Below are 20,843 nucleotides of genomic sequence, written 5' to 3' on the forward strand. Positions count from 1 at the left end.
AAGCATACCGCGGAGTTGTAGATCTTCAAGCCGCTTCGAGCTGAAGGTTCGTTAGTATGTACAGGTCGCCGATATGCTGCCCGCGATCATGCCGACAAGGGAGTGGGACCGATGACGCCGGTGGTGGGCTCCGACGACGGGACGCAGTACCACAAGGACTTCACCCTCAGCATCACCAGGGCACTGGGTGACCAGCTGGCCAAGGCCCTGAAGGTGCTGGCACGGGCACCTCTCACCGAGGAGAACCTTGCGCGACTCAAAGAGAAGCCCGGGGTCTACCAGCTCTACTTGAACGGCGAGTTCGTTTACGTCGGCAAGGCCGACAAGTCGCTGCCGACCCGCCTCCGCAACCACCTACGCAAGATCTCGGGGCGACGCAACATCACCTTGGACGAGATGGCCTTCTCGTGCCTGTACGTGGCGGAGGACTTCTCCGCCCTCGCCCCGGAACAGTTGCTGATCACCCACTACAAGGGCAACGGCGAAATCCCCTGGAACAACAACGGCTTCGGCAACAAGGACCCCGGCCGCCAGCGGGACAGCACCGTCCTCAAGCAGAACCACTTTGACGTCCTCTTCCCCATCGACCTGGACCGGCCGATCGAGGGCCTGCGGTCTGGCGGGATGACGCTGCAGCAACTGCTGGACGCGACCAAGGCCGGGCTCCCGTATAACTTCCGATACGGGAAGTCGGCGGAATTCAAGACCCGACGCGTCGACGTTCCAGCGGCTGGGATGACAGCTGACGACGTTTTTCACCTGGTCTCGGCGGAGATACCAGCCAAGTGGCAGGTCACCGCCCTCATGGGCTACGTGATCATGTACGACGACAGCCCCAGCGAGTACAAGAGCGCCTGGCGGTACTACCGTGCCGGTAAGTCGCTCAACGCAGTGCCGGAGGCTGAGCCGGCGGGAGATGTCGAAGTAGATCAGCCGATCTTCGGAGACTGATCGGGCCACGACGCATCGCACTGCCTTCAGACGGACGCTGGCTACCAGCGTGGCGCGAGGTGACACACTAGCGACGTGATCAGGGAACCTGCTGAGGCCGTTGTGACGGACGTTGGCACCGTCGAGACCCCTTTGGGGCTGCTCGCGGAGGCTGGCTTGTCTCCAGGCGCCGCTGTCCTCATCTACAGCGGCGGGGACGGGCGAATCATCATTCGCCGCGAGGCTGACGCGATTCGAGACCTCGTGGACAACGGCACGCTGTGAGACCCCCGGGTGTCACCTGAGGATGTGGTCTTCCCTCGAGGGTGACCGTAGGGTGGAACCTCTGCTGGCCGGTGGCCGTGCGGCAAGGGGACAGGTGGGGGCTGTGTGAACGTAAACGTAGAACTCAGGCTGCAGTCGTCGAAGACCATCGACGATCTCATCGGGCTGTCTGAATGGCTTCGGGATGAGCGTCGTCTGCAGGGCCGAGTGCGGCAGGTACGGAGCAGCCCCGAGCCTGGACAGCTGGGCGGTGCGTTCGAAGTGGTTTCTGTGGCGCTGGGGTCTGGTGGGATCGCCACCGTGCTTGCTAGCACTGTTGCGACCTGGCTGCAGAGCCGCCGCAGCGATCCGAAGCTGCGGATCACTATTACGCGAGCTGAACGAACACTGGAGATTGAAGCCAGTAGTGCGGATGAGGCAGAGGACCTGATCAAGCGCTTCATGGATGGCCCCAGTGGAGACTGAGGATATCAGTCATGGTGAATCGCATGCGGTACTCATAGGCGTCTCAACTTATCAAGACCCCTCATTTCCTGCGGTGCCGGCCGCACTCAATAGCGTGCGCGGCATGGCTGACGCGTTGATCGACCCTGAACTTTGCGGGTGGCCAGAAGATCGCGTGACCATCATCGAGAACCCTGAGAATGCAGCCGCGCTTGCGCAGCAGCTCAGGCGGATCGCGGAGCAGACCAGCGATACGCTATTGGTCTACTTTGTGGGACACGGCGTAATCTCGGACTTGGGCGATGTGTGCCTTGCGGTCTGCGGTACGGATTTGCGCGATCCAGATCTGACGGGACTGGAGTACCCCAAGGTTCGGCGCATTGTGATGGGGAGCCCGGCACAGGTAAAAATCGTGATCCTGGACTGTTGCTATTCTGGTCGCGCCATTCAGGGGTTGTCGGCTGGCGGCGACGGCCACTTCGCGGATGCCACCGCCGTGAGTGGCGCTTATACGTTGACTGCGTCAGATGGTACGGCACACGTCGCGCCGCTGGCTGAGCAGATTACCGCCCCTACCTCCTTCACCCGCGCGTTTCTGGATATTGTGCGCCAAGGTATTCAAGACGGTCCTTCGGCGCTTACGCTAGGTGATATCTACCGTGAACTTCGCCCATTGGTTATGGCTCGGGGTCTTCCAGCGCCAAACCGGCGCGGTACAGACACCGCAGATCTGTACACCTTCGCTCGAAATATAGCCTTTCGTCCCCCCGGTCGAAGCGACGAGCGTGCTGGCGATCTCACAGTCAGGCTGATCACCACGGAGGCCGAGGAGCTGTTTATTCAGCTCATGGAAAAGCAAGATCCAGTCGCTCTCACGCATGAGAGTCTGGACGCGCTCGACGATTCGCCGGGAGTCTACCAGTTGCATCGCAGTCAGGGAGGTCCTGGCAGTCGAATTGTCTATGTAGGGCAATCCGACAGGTCGCTGCAGCAGCGGCTTCAAGCGCAGATGGTGAAAATTAGCGGACGCCTCAACATAGATGTGAGCGAGATTTCCTTCACGCGGTTGTACGTAGAAGACGACCTGTCTGTAGTTTATCCCGCGCGCTTGCTAATTAATCGCTTGCTCGATCAAGGGGAAGATGCCCCTTGGCGTATGAACGGCTTCGGCAACTCGGACCCCGGGCGGAATCGAGATCGTACGGTACTGAAGTCTCGACACTTTGACGCGCTATATCCCATCAATCTCGCCTGGGTAATTCGAAATGATGGGCCGCACGGACGGATGACGGCACTTGAGTTCGCCACCCTGATCAAGGGGAAGCTCCCCTATGTTTTCAGATTCGCCTATCAGGGGAGCGAAATTGAAGCCGTTTCAGTGGAAATGCCCGAGGGTGTGATTTCCGCAGATGAAGCATTCCGACTCTTGGCGGAAGCGCTGGGGACGGAATGGCAAATCAGTGCCTTGTCGGGATACGTCGTAATGTATCGGGAGCGGGATGTTGAATACCCGAGCGCGACCCGGTACTACTGCGGCACGCGAGTATGGGATAGCACCCCCGAGCTCTACGGCGCGTAGTTTTCGGCTGGCTTGCTGTCCGAGTGGACGGGTGCTCGTGCTGGTCTTGCCCAAGGGGCGAGGCCAGAACGAGCACGGCTGGGGCGGCCTTGCTCGTGGCCCGCTGACCTTTCCTCAGTCGGCTCCCCATCCACGGTGCGCCTCGGGGCCGTGTGGGCTCCAGCCGTTCAGGTGAGGTGCCAACTCCTCGGGCTTCGGTTCGCGAGCGGTGGGCTTGGCGGGTAGACGGGTCAGTGGGTCGAGCCTCTGAACGTAACGGCGTGCCCAGGCCAACCAACCGTGGGCCGATGCCACCGCCACCTCATCTTCCCCGGCCGCCTCTGCCAGCCGACGCTCCAGGGCGTTGCAGTAGGCGCTCAGGCTCTCCGCTTCCTGCCACTGGCCGGCTTGCGCACGGAGTACCTCGGCGTACTGTTCCTGCGCGGCCAGCTCCTTTGCCTTCTCCATGGCCGCCCGCCATTGGACCTCGCGATTGGCCTTGGCCCGCTCCTCGTCCGCCTTCCGCTGCGCGTCCTCTACAGCGCGGGTCTCGATCTCCCGGAGAACGGCTCCCAGGATGTCCTCCAGCACCCAGCGCTTGCGATCGGCCCAGCGGGACTGCCTGCTGGATCGGCTGTAGCCGAGTTCGATCACGAGGCTCTTCGAGCGCTCTGGGTCGGTGGACTGGGGAGACTCCTGCTGGATCTTGACGGTGTAGGTGAAGCTGTTCACGACCAAGCCCAGTTCGCCCTCACGGAGGGAGTAGCTGGAAGGGTAGTGCCGCCCGTAGTGCGTGTAGGCATGGCTGCGCCGGCGGGAGGGAACTTCATGCTCTTTCACCTTGTGCCCTCGGCGTACTGCCTCGGCGGCGAGGCCCTGGAGAAGCAGCAGCGATCGGCGGCGCAGCGGGGCGGGCATGACGAGCCGGCCCTCGTCGTCTCTCAGCGCGGCCACGGCCGGATGCGGAGAGCGCAACTGAGTGGGTACATGGACGGGCGGCGCCTTATTCGGCCCCTGCCTCAGTGAGTTGGGGTGTGGCCCCTCGACCAGAGAGATCTGCAGGTCGCGATTCAACATGCGGAGACTCTCGATGCGTTTGCCCGCAGGGATGAGGCTGTGGCGTTTCGCGTAGTCGATCACGCGTCGCCACTCCGTCACTGTGGCGTCGTCGGGCTTGGTGACGGTGACCCGCCTGTCCGTAACGAGGCGCTCGATGAGCTTCTTCGCCTTGGTCCGACGGGCGAGTGCGACTGGCCTGTCGGCGTAGGACGCTGAGCGGGTGCTGCCTGCCTCCTTCCCCTTGGCCGCCTTCCGTTCCTTGGTGTGCGCGGGGTCGTCCGGGTGGTGACCGTGCTGGACATAAAAGGTGCCTGCCTCGGTGACCTGGGCATCTACCTCACCCCCGCTACGCTTGATCGTCACCAGCCCTCGGTCGCGCAGCGCGTAGGCCGTGCGGAACTCACCGGGGTCCCAAGCCTCGGACTCCTTGCCGCTTGCGAGCAGGCCGAGCAGGGCGAGCTGCCGTTCGTTCAGGGGAGACCAACGATGCATGGCGACAGCTCATCCCGGGATTCAGCTAGGTGCAATGACTCGTACGGGTGGTCGCTCCTGGAAGGCGAAGCACGCATGGAGTCGTGGACGGTCAGCATCGAAGGCGCAGCTATGGCTTGCGTCTTCGGGGCCTGCTGGGCTTGATGGCAGCCAGCGGGTTGGTGCCATACGCGTGGGCAGAAGCAACGGGCGCGACAGGGTGGTGGAACATGGTGTCGATCGCGTCCAGATCGGCCTCAGAGAAGGTCACAGTGACGCCCTTCCTTGAGTGAGGCAGGCGCCTGATGTTGTCGCGGAGCCACCGTTCCCTGACGCGGAGGACCTCGGCAGCCTCGGGATAGGTGTAGCGCCGCTTCGGGCCGCGTTCCGGCACGTCCGTTTCCGTTTCACTTCCCATTGGTCGCCTTCCTGGCGCGCCTGGCCTGCGCGGACAGGAGGGCGAGCCTCGCGTAGTGCGCCTTGCGCAGCGACTGGGCGGCGTCTTCGATCTGCTTTGACGTACCCGTGGGGTGGAGTTTCCGAGCCTCGCTCAGAAAGCGGGACTCGCTCGCTTTGCGTGCCGCTTCGGTACGGGCGGGACGGTCCGCCGTGTTTGCCCAGCTGAGGTGGGCAGCGAGGCGACTGCGAAGCGAACGTTCCGTGGGGTCCACCGTTGGGCCTCCTTCACCGATGTTCTCTGGTGGATGGTGCTCTGTGAGGTCGCAGCCCGGGCCCGATGGGCAGTCAGATCACGCTTTAGGGTGAAGGACCAACCGTTGCGTCCCGGGTTGAGCCTTCGATCCTGTAGCTTCCCCGTCGGCCGCGCAGGCGCACTAGCTTTGTAAGCCCCGTACGCGTCAAGTCCTCCGGGGGGAATCGATGGCCAAGCTCACTGATGAGCAGAAGGCGAAGCGTGCAGCTGCGCGAGCGCGCCGCGAGGCACTTGCCGCCGAGGAGGAGGATCGCCGGGACACGGAGCGGCGTGAAGCATGGGCGCGTGAAGGTACACGGCTCACCTGGGACGAGTACAAGGCCGGGGTGCCATGTCGGGGATGCGGCGAACCCATGTACGACGGCTTGGGGAGCTGGCCGGGGCTCATGTACCTCACCGAAGAGGAGAAGCGCGACTACGACGTCATGGAAGAGCGGTTCCGGGAGCTGCACCCAGACTGCAAGAGCGGCCGCTGGGGCACAGGCGGGTCGCGCGTGAGGCACTGCGGTCTGTGCTGTCCGCCGCCACCGGTGGGGCCGGCGCAGATCGAGAAGCTCACTCGACTCTTTAAGACCTTCCCCCCTGCCGAGGAACGCAAGAAGGACCTGGACGCCTGGGAGCTGATCCTCACCTGCGATCACGTGACCACCTTCATCCAGCACCGGGAGAACACCTACGTCCGGCGCGTGGTCGACTGCCCGGAGTGTCAGACGCGGCGCGGGGTTGTCGAGAGCAAGCGGCTCGGACCCGCATATACCGACGATGGCGTGGAGGCAGCCCGGAGTGAGGTGGGCCAGGCACGTGTCGTTGCCGAGCTGACCAAGGCGAAGGAGCAGCTCCGCCGCCAGCAGCAGCGTGCTGCTGCTACGAGCAGCCGGATCGAGGAGCTCCAGAAGCAGCTCAGCCCGACTGCCCGGGGCGACGGAATTGCGTGAGCGGTGCGTGAGCGGACTGGGTGGGACAGGGTGGATTGGGCGGCACGCGGGTTGCGGGGCCTAGGTCTCTGACCTGGGGAAACGGGATTCTGCGGCACTGCCCAGCACCACCCGGGATGATTGCGCGGGCCCTCGTAATGCGTAGGTCTCGGGTTCGAATCCCGAAGGCGGCTCAAGTGGGAACCCCAGGTCACTTAACTCGTGACCTGGGGTTTTGTCATTCAGTGAGTGTGAGTGCGACGCCGGGTGAGCCTGCTGCGGGAGCCAGAGGTCTCAGTTCTGTCTCAGTCGACGTCGAGAGTGTGGGCGGCGTGCTCAGCGTCGTACGGGCTGCGTGTGTGAACGCCTGTCGGTCGATTTCATGCTGTTCCCGGTTCAAGATGAGTTCTGCTTCCACCGGGAACGCTTGCTCCGACGCTGCTGAGATTCGTTCATAGTTTTCTGTAAGTGCGTCACGAGCGGCGTTGGAGACCTGACGGTACTGCTGCATGCTCTCCAGCGCTGCACGGAGCATTGGGTGTCCATCCAATTCACGCACGTCTCGTCCTTGTGCCCGATACGAGGTCACGAGGTTTGCGAGGTCCCGATTCCGGCGCTGGAACTCTGCTGTCGCCTCGGCTAGGGCGTTGTTGTTGATGGGACGTTCGTCCACGTCAGCTATCGCTTCTTGGACCTCTGTGGTGAGTCGAGCAACGATCCTTACGTCTCGCTCCATTGTCTTGGACAGAGACTCAGCGGCACGCGTGACGTCCAAGGGGCCGAGTATGGCGATGCGCCGTGCTCGCTCAGCCATGCGGACTGCGGCCACTCGAAGGGTTACCAGCGCCGCTGAATCGGAAGCGTGGTCCTCGGCAGGCGTCTGGGTGATGCGCAGGCACTCATCCCAAGCTCCAAGGAAGCCCTCATACGCGGTCATGCGCTCTTGCCGCATCCAGTGACCGTGCTCGACGGCACCTTGGTCCTGCACCTGTCGTCGAACGGCCTCGGCGTTCTTCTCTGCACCGAACCTGGCTGCTCGCGCCCCAACGAGTGCACCCCAGCCGGCTGCTGCAAGCCCGATGACTGCGATTGCGAGAGGAACCACGAAGTCTTTCACAGCGGTACATCATGTCTGTCAGTCCATGGACTGGGAAGTCCTGTACCCGTTTGCTGTTACCGTCCCTAGGCCGAAAGGTGACTTCGTCCTGGGGCGCTGCTTTCTGCGGATTCGGCGCCGTCTCCGGGACCGCACCGCTTTGCCGTCGGTGGTCCCATCCCTGGTCGCGGGGGTGTCGGGGGTGAGCTGCGGGCCGGGGACGAAGAACTCGCCCATGTGCCGCATCGCGTCTTTCTACAGGTGCGATCGGCCCTGCACGTAGCGGCGAGTCCTGCTGATCTGGGTGTGCCGGAGGATTGCCATGATCGTGGGCATGTCGACCCCGAGTTCGTTCAGGATCGTGCCAGCCGTGTGGTGGCTTCGGCCGTACGGGCGGCGGTCGTCGATTCCGCTCTCTCCGAGCAGCTTCTTGAACCGCTGTGCGTCTGCCTCGTCTCCGTGGGCGCCTCAGTACTTGCGTGGTGGTGGATGCCTTTCGCGGCGGGCTTTGGGGGGCGCGGGGTTATCGGTGGGGCCCCGGTCCGTTCTCCGGGGCTGGTGGCACCGGCAGCCATGTGGCGGTGCGGCGGGCCGCGGAGAGCGCCGCCCAGGAGGCCAGGGTCACCAGGTCGGCGTCGGCCTGGTGGGTCTTTCGGTAGGCCTCGATGACGGTGGGGTCGATCTGGTGGGAGGCGAAGGCGACGAGGAGGGCCAGTCGGCCCGCGGGGCGGTCGGCCGGGGGGAGGGTGGTGAGTGGGGGCTCCACCCAGCTGCGGCTGAGGCCGCGCGGTTGGCCGTCCCAGGTCTCGATCTCCGTGGCGAGGAGTTCTCGGACAGCCGGGGGCACGGTGTGCCGGGCCGCGCGGTCCACGGCGGCGCCGGCCCGGGCGAAGGCCTGGGTGATCGCCGGGTTCGGCCGGGCCCAGCCGAGGTCGTCCGGCACCGGTGCCGGTGGCAGCAGGTCCAGTGCGGCTCCGGGGGCGCCGATCCTGCGGCCGGTCGCGCGGATCAGGGCGCTGAGCACGCGCTCCACCACGGGGAGCCCGGCCCGTGGGGCGTTCGGGGGCATCGGGGCGTCCTCCAGGAAGGTGTTGACCATCCGGTTGAGGTAGTGGAAGACGACGGCGACGCCGGCGTACTCGGGAGCCTGTTCCCGGGTGAACGGCACGTGCGGGGCCTCGTCCGGCCGTGGTCGCCGCGCGGTCGCCGTCGCCCAGGTCGCGGCGGCGCGCAGCCGGGGCTCGGTCACCTCCGCGAGCTGTCCGGCGGCGATGGTCCGGGCGTCCCGGCCGCCGGCCAGGCCGTGCAGGGTGGCACTGTGCACGGACACGCAGTACGGGCAGGCGTTCGCCACCGAGACGGCCGAGGCCACCGCCTCCCGTACCGCGCGGTCGACCAGGCCCGGGGCGAGCAGCGTCTCCCGGAGCATCAGCCAGGCCGCGGCCAGCGTCTCGGGGGCGGGGGAGTGCAGCGCCACCGGGGGCACTAGTACGCCGAACTCCCGTTCCACGCTCCGGTACACCTGGGCGGTGAGGCCGTCCGCCTCGCCCGGCCGGACCGGGGTGACGTGGCGGATCTGGGCGAGGGCGAGTGGGCGCATGGCGCGCGCGGAGATCCGGGCCACGCCCGTCACCCCAGTACCGTGCGGGCGGCCGCCGCGGTGCCGCGCCGGGCCGCGCCCCCGCCGTCGGGGGCGGGCGCGCCGTAGCCGACCTGGACGCCGCGTTCGCGCAGCGCGTGCACGATGCCGGGCACCGCGCGTTCGGCGAGGGCCGCGATCGTGAAGGCCGGGTTGACCGTCAGCGCGCCGGGCACCGCCGAACCGTCGGTCACGAAGATGCCGGGGTGGCCGCGCAGTTCGTGGCGGTCGTCGAGCGCCGAGGTCGCCGGGTCGTCGCCGATGCGGCACGAGGCGAGCGGGTGCACGGTGTACGCGCCGACCACGTCGTTGGTCCACGGCATCACGCGGGACAGGCCGTCGTGTTCGAGTATCTGCCGTACGGCCGCGTCCGAGACCTCCCAGCCTCGGCGCGTGTTCGCGGTGGGGCGGTAGCGCAGCGGGCCGAAGCCCAGGAGCTGCTGGGAGAGTCGCTCGGAGTTGCCGGTGGGCGGCGGCGGCCCGAACACGCCCTCGTTGTCGTCCTCCGACATGGTGAAGACCGTGAGCCAGGAGCGCCAGTCGCGCAGCATCTCCTTCTTCTGCGGCCCGAACCAGGTCGGGCCCGTCGCGTCCGGGACCTGCGCCAGGATGGTGCCGAAGCCGGGCGGGAAGTACAGCTGCTCCAGGGAGAAGCGCTCGTACTCGGGCAGGCCGGCGTCGAGGCGGTCCCAGGAGGCGACGACCGGTCCGCGGCCGATCTGGTACGCGCCGTACGCCTCGGCCTCGTCACGCGAGAGCCCGAGCAGTTCCCGTACCTTGTCGTCGTCCAGGACCGCGGTGTTCAGCCGTTCGCCGTTGCCGGAGAAGTAGCGGCCGACCGCGTGCGGCATCGGGCCGAGTTCGTCCTCGGAGCGCTGGAGGATGACGGGGGTGGCCGCGCTGCCGGCCGCGAGGATCACGATCTTCGCGTCGATGGTGCCGGAGCCGGTGTGCTGCCGGTAGTCGACCTCGTCGACGGTGGTGTAGTGCACCCGGTAGCCGCCGTCGTCCAGCCGGTTGATCCGCTGCACCTCGTGCAGGGGCCTGATCTCCGCCCCGTGGGAGAGGGCGGCGGGCAGGTAGTTGAGCAGCAGGGAGCGCTTGGCGTCGAAGCGGCAGCCGGACATCATCCAGTTGCAGTTGGTGCACAGGCTGGTGTCCACGGCGGACGGGGACGGGTTCGCGGTGTGCCCGGCTGCCCGGCAGGCGGCGGCGAACACCCCGCCGATGTACGGCACTTCGTCCCACGAGGTGGGTTTGACCGGCAGCGCCTCGGCGACCCGGTCGTACCAGGGTTCGAGGACGTCGCGGTCGATGGCGGCCGGCCACATCCGCCGCCCGACGGAGCCGTGCCGCTCGAAGACGAAGCGCGGGGCGCGGGGCATGGTGGCGAAGTAGACGACGCTGCCGCCGCCCACGCAGTTGCCGCCGAGCACGCTCATCCCGTCGCCGACGACGAAGTCGAAGACGCGGGTGGTCGAGGAGCCGAACTTGAAGTCGTGGTCGAACTCCTCGCTGTTCAGCCAGGGCCCGCGCTCCAGTACGGTCACCCGCGCCCCGCCCGCGGCGAGATGGTAGGCGGTGATCGCGCCGCCGAAGCCGCTGCCGACGATCAGCACGTCCGTGTTCTCGGTGGCGTTCACGCGGGGCTCCCGGAGCGGTCGGTGTCGGGGTGGATGTCGGCCAGTCGACGGCCGTAGGAGTAGGAGGGGAAGCGCCACAGCCCGTCCTTGTCGGGGGGCGCGAAACCGAGGATCCTCAGGCCCGGGTGGCCGGACGCGATGGCGTCGACGGTGTGCAGGTGCGCGCCCGTGTCGAAGGCCATGAAGCTGAACATCGCGAGACCCGCCCACATCACGCGCTCCGGGTGGTCGGGCGCGAGCAGTTCGCCGACCAGCGTCAGCCGGTCCGCGTAGCCCAGCCCGACGAACGGTTCCCGGTCGTCCGGGGGCAGTCCGTGCTCGGCGCGGAAGCGGACGGCGTGCCCGTCGAGCGCCCGGGCCAGGTCGTCGAGGGCCGGGGCCATGCCGCCCTCGGGTGTTTCGAGGACGTCGATCGCGCCCGAGGCCACCGCGCCCCCGTCCGTGCTCACCCCGGCGACCGCGCGATCGCCGGGGTGGCGTTTCTCGCCGGGGATGATCGTGTCGGCGAAGGCTTCGAGAACCGCGGTTCTCGACTCCCGGTCTTCCCGGTCTTCCGGGTCTGACATGGCGGACTCCCTCGGCACGCGGCGAAAGCCGTCTGGCGGTCTGTGTCAGTGCGCTTGCCTTTTCTGTCGCGGGGACGATTCTTCGGTCCCGGCGCAAGGCGCGCATCTTCGGGATTGCCGGTTGAGTTCCGGTTCTTGTGTGCCGCTCCGGCGGGCGAACCGGCACCGGGCAACGGCCGAGAAGACATGGGTGCGGCGCGCCAGCAGACTCGTTTCGGCGTGGCCAACAGCCACAACAGCCCACGACTGCCCACAACAGCCCACAACTGCCTACAAAGAAACCCGATTTCCCGGGAAGGACCACTCGTGACGAAATCCTCTGACATATATTCCGATCTCCTGGCCGAGGGCGCGGAGATCGACGCGCTGCTCGACGGTCTGGACGAACGGCAGTGGCAGTCCCCCACCCCGGCCCCGGGCTGGACGGTGGCCCAGCAGGTCGCCCATCTCGCCTTCGTCTGCCACCTCGCCGCCACCTCCGCGCGTGATCCGCAGCGCTTCGAGGGGTACGCGGCGCAGGCCAGGGGTGGTTTCCAGGCGGCGGTGGACGGGGCGCTCGCCGACTTCCTCGCCGGGGGCCCGCAGGCGGCGCGCAAGCGCTGGCGCGCGGAGCTGGCCGACTCGGCGGCCGGGCTCGCGGCCGCCGACCAGCAGAGCACGGTGCCCTGGCTGGTCAATCCGCTGCCGCCGTCGGTGCTGGGCGCGGCCGGACTGATGGAGATCTTCGCGCACGGCCAGGACATCGCGGACGCGCTCGGCGTACGCCGGGAGTACACCGACCGGGTCGGGCACCTGGCCTGGTTCGGCGTGCACACACGGGACTTCGGCTACCAGGCGCACGGGCTGGTCCCGCCGGAGGAGGAGTTCCGCTTCGAGCTGACCGCCCCCTCCGGCACGACCGTCTGGACGTTCGGGCCGCAGGACGCCGTCGACCGGGTCACCGGCCCGGCCGCCGACTTCGCGCTGCTGGTCTCCCGGCGCCGTCACCCCGCGGACCTCGCGGTACGGGCCGAGGGGGCGCGGGCCGAGCAGTGGCTGGGCATCGCGCAGGCCTACCGGGGGCCGGCCGGGGCCGGGCGTGAGCCGGGCCAGTTCGCTCCGGTCCGGCAGGACTGACCGGCACCCGGGAGAGCGCGGGGCCGAGCGGCCCGCGGGCGCGGGGAGGCTCCCGCCGGCGCGAGGAGCCCCGCCGGCCGGAGGTCTGCCTTGTCCCGGTGGGGCTCGGTGGTCCGAGGTCCGTTTTATCCCAATGGGGGCTTCCGTGGCCCGGGTCGATCTCGTTCCGGTGGGGTTTCGGCGGCGGCGTCGGGCCCTTCCGGACCGTGGTGGAAAAGGATCATGAATTCGGGGACCGGTCGCGCCCGGCTTCCGGAATCTATTCTCCCCTTCGGTAAAGAACTGGCAACGCTTGGGTCAAAAGCCGACGTGGCATATTCCGCGCATTCCGTGTGCAGTCCCATCGGATTGATCAGCTGGGCAATTACGGAGAAGTAACGGCGCCCTACGTGGCGCAAATTCGGGGTGGCGCGTCGGGCCGGGGCAGCGTGGTCCCGGAGTCCACGGCGGCCGACGGATCGAGGCGACTGGCCGTGTTGGGCGGCGAGCCGGCCCGGGCGGGCCGGAAGGGACCGTCGCGAAGCCGTCGTTACTCGCGGCTCGTTCCCGCTGTCCGCGAGGTCCTGGTGGGTGTCCCGTTGCGACATGTGAGGAGAGCGCGATGACGCTTGGCGAGCGAATCCGCAGGACGTCGGCGAGGCTGACAGAAGCGGCCTCCGCCGGGCGCCATCGGGCGTCCCCGCCGGTCGCGGGGGGCCGGGGGCCTCGTCCGGCGTCCGGCGCGGCCCGTCCCGCGCCGGGGGGAGCGGGCGGCGGACGGCCGGGGCCGGAGGGGGGTGCGGTGGTCGCGGTTTCCTCGCCGGGGGGCGGGGGGACCAACACCCACGTGAAGGGCGAACGGGTGTCCGGATTAGGTCAGTTGGAGGCGGAGCCGCCGAGAGCCGGCCTCCGGGGCCGACGCCGACGCCGGGCACTCCGCGAGAGCCGCGCCTCCCGGCCGTCCCGTGTCTCCCGGCCGTCCTGCGTCTCCCGGCCGTCCCACACCTCCCGGCCGTCCCGTGCTTCCCGGCCGTCCCCGGTCCCGGCCGGTCGACTCTTCCGGCCGCTTCCGCCGGCCGATCACGACCCGTTCTCCACCACTTCGCGAGAGTCCCCGCCCGAGGGCGACCCGGCTCCGGGGCACGCCGCTGCTCCAGGGGCGACCGAGCCGCCGCCGAGTGCCTCCACGGCCGGGGTGGATCAGAACTCCAAGAACCGTTTCGAGGCACTGCGCCCGCGGTCCGCGCAGCGCGCTGAGCTGCCGAGCTGACCGATGGCCGCCACGGCGTCCACGTCCGTGGCCCTGCCGGTCCCGGCGCCCGCAGTCGTAAGTCCGCGTCCTGATCCGCTCACGCCGACACTCTCACTGGAGGCCTCGTGCAAGACGCTGTGCACCGTGCGATCGAGACGATGTGGAACCACTACAGCGAACCGGTCTCGCTGTCCGACCTCGCCGACGCGGCGATCCTCAGCAGGTTCTACTTCTCGCGTGTCTTCCGGCAGGTGACCGGCACCTCCCCGGGCCGTTTCCTCTCCGCGATCCGGCTGCACCAGGCCAAGGGGCTGCTGAGGAACAGCGCGCTGAGCGTCACGGAGATCTCCTACCAGGTGGGGTACAACAGCCCGGGCACCTTCACCTCCAGATTCACCCGCAGCGTCGGGCTGTCGCCGACGCGCTACCGCGACCAGGCGAGGCTGACCGGCGTCGGGCCCTCGCCGCTGCCGGGGCCGCCCGAACTCGACCCGCGGCGCGGCAACGTGGTCGGCACCGTGAACCGCTCGGGCGTCGTCCCGCTGCGCAACGTGTACGTCGGGGCGTTCGGCAGCCCGATCCCCGAGGGGAAACCGGTCTCCTGGGACGTCCTGGGACCCGGGCAGCCGAGCTTTCAGCTGCACGGCCTCCCCGAGGGTTCCTGGTACATCCGGGCGGCCGGCCTGGACGGCTCGGCCCCCGAGTACAGCGCGCAGCGCCGCATGCTGATCGGCACCTGCCCCATGGTCACCGTCCAGTCCGGGCGGGACATCGAACTCGACATCACCCTGCGCCCCAGCAGCGTCTTCGACCTCCCCGTGCTCTTCGCGCTGCCGGAGCTCGACTGCCGCGACCACGGCCTCATGGCCGGGGCCTACTGACCGTCTGCGCAGGAGGAAAGGAAGAGAATGAACCAACTGACCGGAAAACGTGCCCTGGTGGTCGGCGGGAGTCGCGGCCTGGGCCGCGGCGTCGTCGGGGCCTTCCTCGACGCGGGCGCCGACGTCGTGGCTGTCTCCCGCGACCTCGGCCCGCTCGCCGGACTCGCCACGGAACGGGAGCGGCTCCACCTCGAACAGGGCGACGCGGCCGACCCGGTGTGGGCCGGGTCCCTGCTCGGCCGGCACCAGCCGGACGTGCTCGCGATCCTCGCGGGCGCCTCCCCGCTCCTGCGCCCGATCACCCAGCAGACCTGGGAGACCTTCTCGACGCCCTGGGACGTCGACGTCCGCATCGCCTTCACCTGGGTGCGCGACGCGCTGCTGCTCCCGCTCAAGCCGGGCAGCCGGGTGATCGTGACCAGCAGCGGCGCGGCCCTGCACGGGTCCCCGCTCAGCGGGGGGTACGCCGGTGCCAAGTCGGCCGTCCGGTTCCTCGCTCAGTACGCCGCGCAGGAGGCGGAGCGCGAGGGCCTCGGGATCGGCTTCTCGGCCGTGCTGCCGCAGCTGACACCCGAGACCGGGTTCGGGCGCGCCGCCGCCGAGGCCTACGCGCGTCGGGCGGGGGTCGGTGTCGAGGAGTTCGTGGACGGCATGGAAGGGCCCGCGCTCACCCCGGGACTCGCCGGAGCCGCGTTCCTGAGCCTGGCCACGGCCGGGCCGGAGCAGTCCGGTGCTCATGTGCTCACGGGTGCCGGTCTGCACCCGCTCAACTGACGTACAAGGAGACGTACATGGAGACGAAGACCATACCGGACCGCGCCGGGCCGGCCGCGCGCGCCGCCGGCCTGGTGCCGGTGTTGCGCGAGCACGCCGACTGGTCCGAGCAGAACAGGCGGCTGAGCAACGAGGCGGTCGAGGCGCTGGCCGACGCGGGCGTGCTGCGGATGCGGGTACCCACGCGGTACGGCGGTTACGAGAGCGACGCGACGGACCTGCTGGACGTGGGCATCGAACTCGGGCGCGGCGACGGCGCCGTGGCGTTCACCGTGGCGGTGTGGTGGATCACCTCGTGGAACGTGGGACTGTTCTCCGACGAGGCCCAGGACGAGGTCTTCGCCGATCCGGACACCCGGATCAGCGGCACGCTGGTGATCGGCGGCACGGGCGAGAAGCGGCCGGGCGGCATCCGGGTCAACGGCCGGTGGAACTTCAACAGCGGCGCCGCGCACAGCACCTGGAAGCTGCTGTCCGTGCTGGTGCCCTCCGAGGACGGCGATCCCGAGCCGGTGATGGCGGTCGTGCCGATGCGTGAACTGCGCATGATCGACGACTGGGACGTGGCGGGCCTGCGCGGCACCGGCAGTCTCACCGTCGTGGCCGAGGACCTGTTCGTACCCGACGCGCGCTGCCTGAGCATCCCGGCCTTCAGCCGTGGCGAGTACGCCTCCGAGCGCAACGCGGGGCTGCCGGTCTTCCACGCGCCGCTGGTCGGCGCGGTCGCCGCGTCCACCACCGGCAAGGTCGTCGGCATGGCGCGGGCGGCGGCGGAGGACTTCTTCGGGCGGATCGAGCGGCGTCCGATCACCAACACGGACTACGCGCGCCAGGCCGACGCCCCGATCACCCATCTGCAGGCGGCCGACGCCATGCTCAAGATCGACGAGGCGGAGGGGCACGCGCGACGCCTGGCCGCCCTCATCGACGGCAAGGCGGAAACCGCCGAGGAGTGGACCCTCAAGGAGCGTGCCTACGCCCGGGCCGTCGGCGGCCGGGTCCCGCAACTGGGGGCCGAGGCGGCGGACCTGCTCGCCGGTGCGTCCGGCGCGTCCTCGCTCTACACCGACCAGCTCATCCAGCGCGTCCGCCGCAACCTCCAGGCCGTCACGGTGCACTCGCTGCACCTGCCGACGACCACGATGGAGCTGTACGGGCGCGTGCTGTGCGGTCTGCAACCGAACACCGCCTTCATCTGAGCGGTCCGTTGAGCGGTCCGTGGGGGGAGGGCAGTGGCCCGGGACGTGGCCACTGCCCTCCTTCGACGTCACGCGGCGCCCGCGCGGCCCTCGTCGGCGACGGCCACGATCCGCGCCTTGAAGGCGACGACGGCCATCAGCGGGATCAGTACCGTCAGCGTCCAGCCCAGCCCGATCAGCTCGGCGCACCAGCCCACCAGCGAGGGACCGAGCAGCACACCGCCGTACGTGAACGTGGTGAAGCGGGACACGAAGGCGGCCGCACCCGGCCCGTCGCCCCCGGCATGGCCCGCCGCGCTGAAGAGCATGGGCAGGGGCAGCGCGGTGCCGATCCCGAGGATGCCGAACCCGATGATCGCCGCGATCTTGAACGGGACGAGGATCGCCACCATCAGGCCGAGCACACCGATGGCCGCGCTGGTGCGGAACAGCAGGACGGCCGGGTACCGGCGGTTGAGCCGGTCGCCCACGAGCCGGCCCGCGGACTGGCAGGCGACGTACGCGGTGTACCCCAGGGAGGCCGCCGCGAGGGTGGAGCCCCGCTCGTGGTGCAGGAAGATCCCGCTCCAGTTGTTGACCGCGCCCTCGCAGACCATCAGGATGCCGCCGAGCGCGCCGAAGACCAGTACGGGGCCGCGCCAGCCGGCGCGCCAACTCGTCTTCGTCCGCTCGGGTTTCGGCGTCTGCGGGGTGGTGCTGCGGTCCGTGGCCGAGGGCAGCAGCCGGGCGGTCGCCGGGACGGCCGCGAGCAGCAGCACCGCGCCCATCACCGCGAACTGCGTTCCGGGGGAGACCCCGGCGCGGGTCGACCCGGCGCCGATCAGCGAGGAGAGCACCGCGCTGATCCCCCAGGCCGCGTGGCAGCCGTTCATGACCGGCCGCTTGAGCGTGCGCTCCACCGCCACCGCGTGCGCGCTCATCGCCACGTCGATCGTGCCGTGCGAGGCGCCGAGCAGGAGCAGCGAGACGGCGAGGGCGGCGGCATTGTGGGACAGGCCCACGCAGGCCAGCAGCAGCGGTGCGATCAGCAGCGTGCTCCGGATGACCAGGGCGCTGCCCAGCCGGCCGACCAGCGCCCCGACGAACTGCATCGCGATGATGGCGGCGACACCGAAGGACGAGAGGATCAGGCCGAGTTCGCCGTCGGAGCAGTGCAGGTCCGCCTGGATCGAGGGCACCCGGGCGATCCACGCGGAGATGATCATGCCGTTGAGGAAGAACACGGCGGTGACCGACCAGCGGGCCTGTACGGCGGCTCGCCGGGGGTCCTTGACGTTCGTCGTCGTGGTGGGGGACTCGGTCTCGTCGGAGATGGCCATGGCGCAGGTCACTTCCCGCCGAGAGCCGGGTCGAGGACCTGGACCGAGGCGCCGATCCGCCGGGCCTCGGCGAGGATCAGCTCGCCCCAGCTCGGCCAGAGCCCGGACAGCCGCGAGGTGATCAGCACCAGGTCGACGCTCCGGTCGGGAAGCAGCGTCGTCACGCCGATCGCGTGGTGGGCGGCCGGTCCGTCGTCCGCGCCGGCCGTCGCCCGGTCCAGCAGTTCGCGGTCGAAGTCCAGCACCGCGGTCGCCGACAGCCCGGCCGGCAGCTCACCGCCGCAGCCGAGGACCGCGATCCGGCCCGCGTCGCCGAAACGCGCCGCGGCGTTGGCGAGTTGGCCGGTCACGTCGAGGTCGCGCGCTCGCGCGGACCAGTCCTCGAACTCCAGGTACAGCTCGCGCCACTGCCAGTACCGGTCCGCGTGGGCCAGCGTCCGGCCCATCTCGACGGCCGGTTCGGGGAACTGGCGCAGGAACAGGTCGACGTTCTCCAGGTACAGCGGCCACTGCGAGGCGAAGTCGCGCTCGTGCGGCCACTCGACGACCCAGGCCTCACGTTCGAGGTGCATCGTCACGCCGTGCCGCACCAGGCGCAAGGCGAACTCCTGGTCCTCGGTGCCCCATTGGACGTACTCCTCGTTGAAGCCGCCGATCGCCCAGAAGTCCTCGGCGCGCACCGAGCAGTTGAGCGTGTAGAACAGCCGCCAGGGCAGCGGGGCGCGCTCCAGGTCGAAGCCGTCCAGCGCGAACTGCTCGTGCCGGGTGTCGAGGAAGAGGGGTTCGTCGCGGAACTTCTCCACGACCTGTTCCGGCGGGAACTGGTCGAGGGCCTCGGCCAGGCCCGGGATCGGGTCGGCGACCGGGTCGTAGCCCCACGCGTAGCCGACCACCCCCCGCCCCGGCCGCTCCTCGTGCGCGGCCAGGTGGCGGCGCAGCAGGTCCGGGCCGGGGATGACTCCGGCGTCGAGCAGCAGCAGTACGGGGGCGGAGGCCAGCCGCGCGCCGGCGTTGCGCGCCTTGGAGACCCGGAAGCCCTCGTCCTCCTGGAAGTGGTAGGCGATGCGCAACCGGTCCGCGTACGAGCGGACGACCTGCTCGGTGTCGTCCGAGGAGCCGTCGTCGGCGATGACGACCTCGAACTCGTCGAGCGGCAGGGTCTGACGCAGCAACTGGTCCAGCATCAGGCGGACGGGGCCGGAGCGGTTGTACGTGGGGATGATCACCGACACCCGGGGGCGGGCGGTGCTGACTGACATGGTCGAGTCCTCTTCCGACGTGAGGTGGGACCGCCTGTCCCGTGGCGGGCCCGGCCTGGCATCTGTACGACGAAGCGGGCGGGGCCTGGATCGACACGGCGGCCGACGGATTTCGGGAAGAACCCCGCCGCCCCGGGCGCCGTGGACGCGGCGGCCGGGGCGGCAGGGCGGTGCGTGAGGGTTCAGCGGGTTCTGTCGTTCAGCGGGATCTGTCGTTCGGTGGCCCGGTGGCCGGTGGCCGGTGTCCGGTGGCCCGGTGAAGCACCGGCTCAGCGGGCCGGTGGCCGCGCGGGACGGCGGTTCGGGGGGAGGCCGGCCGGGGTCAGCCGGCGGCGAGGACGCGGCCCATGATCTCCGGGCGCATCAGCGCCTGCGGCGGGTCGATCATCCCGGCGGCCCGCAGGAACGCCTCGGACAGTCCGGGATCCTTCGCCGCCGCGGCCTGCAGCTTGGGGAGGTAGCCGTTGCCCATCCGGATCTCGGGGGTGCGCAGGCCCTGGACGCCGGGGAAGCCGAGGTCGGCGCCCGCGGCCATGGTCCACGGCGCGTCGATCACCCGGGCCAGGTCCTGCTGGTACGCGGTGGGCTTGGGCGGGGTGCCGGCGCTCAGGTGCTCGGCGAGCAGCGCGGCGGCGAGCGCCGCGACGGTCATGCCCTGGGCGTAGACCGGGTTGAAGGTGCACGCCGCGTCGCCCAGCACGAGCAGCCCCTCGGGCAGATCGGGCAGCGCCTCGTAGTGGCGGCGGACGCTGGCCGGGAAGTGGAAGGACTGCGGCTCGCCCATCGGCACCGCGTCCTTGACCGCCTCGTAGATCTCCGGCACCGGCAGCGTCCTGGCGTACTTGAGGAACCCCGTGAGGTCCGTCGGCGGCCGGTCGCCGAGGAGGCCGTTGAGGGAGAGCGAGTAGCGGTCCGGCATCCTGGCGAAGATCGCGCCGCGCGGCGAGGCCGGAGTGGCCACCGGGATCAGCGCGATGTCCTGACCGATCGGGTCGAAGGACAGCGGCCCCTCGAAATCGCAGGTCGTGTAGGTCAGGTCCATGGTGACGCGCTGCTGCGGCACCGGGCCGAAGCCCAGTTCCTCCAGCCAGCGCGGGGTGCGCGAGCCGCGACCCGTGCAGTCGGCCACGAGGTCGGCCTCCACCGTGCGGGCGGCCGATCCCGGCGTCTGGCTCTGCACCCGCACCCCGACGATCCGCTCGCGGTCCGCCGTGGCCAGGCCGAGGATGTCGGTGCGCTCCAGCAGCACCACGCCGGGCAGTGCGGACACCCGCTCGCGCAGGTGTGCCTCCAGCCTGGCCCGGCCCGCGGCGACGCAGACCAGGCCGGTCTCCGTCCTGCGCATCATCTGCCCGTTGAAGTACCAGCCGAGGCTGGTGCCGAAGTCGCCGACCGGCACGCGGCAGGCGATCAGTTCCTCGGTGATGCCGGGGAACAACTCGTCCATGATCTGCTGCCCGCGGGCGAGCAGGGCGTGGATGTGGTGGCCCTGCGGGACGGCGGAGCGCGGACCGTAGGCGCCGGTGAGCGTGTCCCGGTCGACGACGATCACCTCGCGGTAGGCGTCGGAGAGGACGCGGGCGGCGAACAGCCCCGCGATCCCGCCACCGAGGACGACCGCGCGGTCGCCGATGTGTGCTGCCATGGGCTCGAATCTCCTTGCGTAGAGAAGAGCGGACCCGCCGTCACCCGAGCTCCACGCTAGCCGCTGCGGGACGCCGTTCTTCTTCCTCAGTGCCGGAGTTCT

General features: G+C 69.2%; 18 protein-coding genes and 1 pseudogene. 9 read left to right on the forward strand and 10 right to left on the reverse strand.

The window, feature by feature from the left end:
• Positions 1–111: 111 nt before the first annotated feature.
• From AB0J21_RS11400 to AB0J21_RS11415, 4 genes are all read left to right on the forward strand, one after another.
• Positions 112–951, forward strand: coding sequence for a GIY-YIG nuclease family protein (locus AB0J21_RS11400; RefSeq protein ID WP_363145617.1), 840 nt, complete (start codon positions 112–114; stop codon positions 949–951).
• A 75-nt stretch (positions 952–1,026) separates the two neighbouring features.
• On the forward strand, positions 1,027–1,215 hold the full coding sequence (locus AB0J21_RS11405) for a hypothetical protein (RefSeq protein ID WP_363145618.1): 189 nt from the start codon (positions 1,027–1,029) through the stop codon (positions 1,213–1,215).
• A 105-nt stretch (positions 1,216–1,320) separates the two neighbouring features.
• Positions 1,321–1,680, forward strand: a complete 360-nt coding sequence (locus AB0J21_RS11410) for a hypothetical protein (RefSeq protein ID WP_363145619.1) — start codon at positions 1,321–1,323, stop codon at positions 1,678–1,680.
• Positions 1,670–3,238: a caspase family protein gene (locus tag AB0J21_RS11415; RefSeq protein ID WP_363145620.1), complete on the forward strand. Its 1,569-nt coding sequence runs from the start codon at positions 1,670–1,672 to the stop codon at positions 3,236–3,238. The genes AB0J21_RS11410 and AB0J21_RS11415 overlap by 11 nt, the downstream gene beginning before the upstream one ends.
• Positions 3,239–3,352: 114 nt before the next feature.
• On the opposite strand, the gene AB0J21_RS11420 is transcribed toward AB0J21_RS11415, so the two are convergent.
• Together AB0J21_RS11420 and AB0J21_RS11425 are read right to left on the reverse strand one after the other, a co-directional pair.
• Complete coding sequence (locus AB0J21_RS11420; protein WP_363145621.1) at positions 3,353–4,768, reverse strand: hypothetical protein; 1,416 nt, start codon at positions 4,766–4,768, stop codon at positions 3,353–3,355.
• A gap of 109 nt (positions 4,769–4,877) precedes the next feature.
• Positions 4,878–5,165, reverse strand: coding sequence for a helix-turn-helix domain-containing protein (locus AB0J21_RS11425; protein ID WP_363145622.1), 288 nt, complete (start codon positions 5,163–5,165; stop codon positions 4,878–4,880).
• Positions 5,166–5,626: 461 nt separating this feature from the next.
• Here AB0J21_RS11425 and AB0J21_RS11430 point away from each other — a divergent pair, with 461 nt between their 5' ends.
• Positions 5,627–6,394 (forward strand): hypothetical protein, encoded by a 768-nt coding sequence (locus tag AB0J21_RS11430; RefSeq protein WP_363145623.1) that lies wholly within the window; start codon positions 5,627–5,629, stop codon positions 6,392–6,394.
• Between the two features lie 217 nt (positions 6,395–6,611).
• Here AB0J21_RS11430 and AB0J21_RS11435 read toward each other — a convergent pair whose 3' ends face one another.
• The 5 genes and pseudogenes from AB0J21_RS11435 to AB0J21_RS11455 form a co-directional block, all read right to left on the reverse strand.
• The gene (locus AB0J21_RS11435) at positions 6,612–7,490 is read right to left on the reverse strand and encodes a hypothetical protein (RefSeq protein ID WP_363145624.1); all 879 of its coding nucleotides are present in this window, start codon (positions 7,488–7,490) and stop codon (positions 6,612–6,614) included.
• 105 nt (positions 7,491–7,595) lie between these two features.
• Positions 7,596–7,904 (reverse strand): annotated as a pseudogene (locus tag AB0J21_RS11440) (integrase); the annotation flags it as partial.
• 88 nt (positions 7,905–7,992) lie between these two features.
• Positions 7,993–9,102, reverse strand: coding sequence for a carboxymuconolactone decarboxylase family protein (locus AB0J21_RS11445; protein ID WP_363145625.1), 1,110 nt, complete (start codon positions 9,100–9,102; stop codon positions 7,993–7,995).
• On the reverse strand, positions 9,099–10,751 hold the full coding sequence (locus AB0J21_RS11450) for a GMC family oxidoreductase (RefSeq protein WP_363145626.1): 1,653 nt from the start codon (positions 10,749–10,751) through the stop codon (positions 9,099–9,101). The genes AB0J21_RS11445 and AB0J21_RS11450 overlap by 4 nt, the downstream gene beginning before the upstream one ends.
• The gene (locus AB0J21_RS11455; protein ID WP_363145627.1) at positions 10,748–11,317 is read right to left on the reverse strand and encodes a DUF5987 family protein; all 570 of its coding nucleotides are present in this window, start codon (positions 11,315–11,317) and stop codon (positions 10,748–10,750) included. The genes AB0J21_RS11450 and AB0J21_RS11455 overlap by 4 nt, the downstream gene beginning before the upstream one ends.
• 306 nt (positions 11,318–11,623) lie before the next feature.
• On the opposite strand from AB0J21_RS11455, the gene AB0J21_RS11460 reads away from it, so the two are divergent.
• The 4 genes from AB0J21_RS11460 to AB0J21_RS11475 all read left to right on the forward strand — a co-directional run bounded on the left by AB0J21_RS11460 (position 11,624) and on the right by AB0J21_RS11475 (position 16,518).
• A complete protein-coding gene (locus tag AB0J21_RS11460; protein WP_363145628.1) occupies positions 11,624–12,433 on the forward strand; it encodes a TIGR03084 family metal-binding protein in 810 nt (269 codons plus the stop codon).
• Between the two features lie 1,356 nt (positions 12,434–13,789).
• Entirely contained in the window at positions 13,790–14,545 is a 756-nt protein-coding gene (locus AB0J21_RS11465; RefSeq protein ID WP_363145629.1) for an AraC family transcriptional regulator, read from the forward strand.
• A gap of 27 nt (positions 14,546–14,572) precedes the next feature.
• Entirely contained in the window at positions 14,573–15,319 is a 747-nt protein-coding gene (locus AB0J21_RS11470) for an SDR family oxidoreductase (protein ID WP_363145630.1), read from the forward strand.
• A 17-nt stretch (positions 15,320–15,336) separates the two neighbouring features.
• A complete protein-coding gene (locus AB0J21_RS11475) occupies positions 15,337–16,518 on the forward strand; it encodes an acyl-CoA dehydrogenase family protein (protein ID WP_363145631.1) in 1,182 nt (393 codons plus the stop codon).
• 68 nt (positions 16,519–16,586) lie between these two features.
• On the opposite strand, the gene AB0J21_RS11480 is transcribed toward AB0J21_RS11475, so the two are convergent.
• The 3 genes from AB0J21_RS11480 to AB0J21_RS11490 all read right to left on the reverse strand — a co-directional run bounded on the left by AB0J21_RS11480 (position 16,587) and on the right by AB0J21_RS11490 (position 20,741).
• Entirely contained in the window at positions 16,587–17,837 is a 1,251-nt protein-coding gene (locus AB0J21_RS11480; RefSeq protein WP_363145632.1) for an MFS transporter, read from the reverse strand.
• Between the two features lie 8 nt (positions 17,838–17,845).
• The gene (locus AB0J21_RS11485; RefSeq protein ID WP_363145633.1) at positions 17,846–19,096 is read right to left on the reverse strand and encodes a glycosyltransferase; all 1,251 of its coding nucleotides are present in this window, start codon (positions 19,094–19,096) and stop codon (positions 17,846–17,848) included.
• Between the two features lie 322 nt (positions 19,097–19,418).
• Positions 19,419–20,741 (reverse strand): FAD-binding monooxygenase, encoded by a 1,323-nt coding sequence (locus AB0J21_RS11490; RefSeq protein WP_363145634.1) that lies wholly within the window; start codon positions 20,739–20,741, stop codon positions 19,419–19,421.
• Positions 20,742–20,843: the final 102 nt, after the last annotated feature.

The sequence above is a fragment of the Streptomyces sp. NPDC049954 genome, from assembly GCF_040656295.1.
GTDB lineage: Bacteria > Actinomycetota > Actinomycetes > Streptomycetales > Streptomycetaceae > Streptomyces.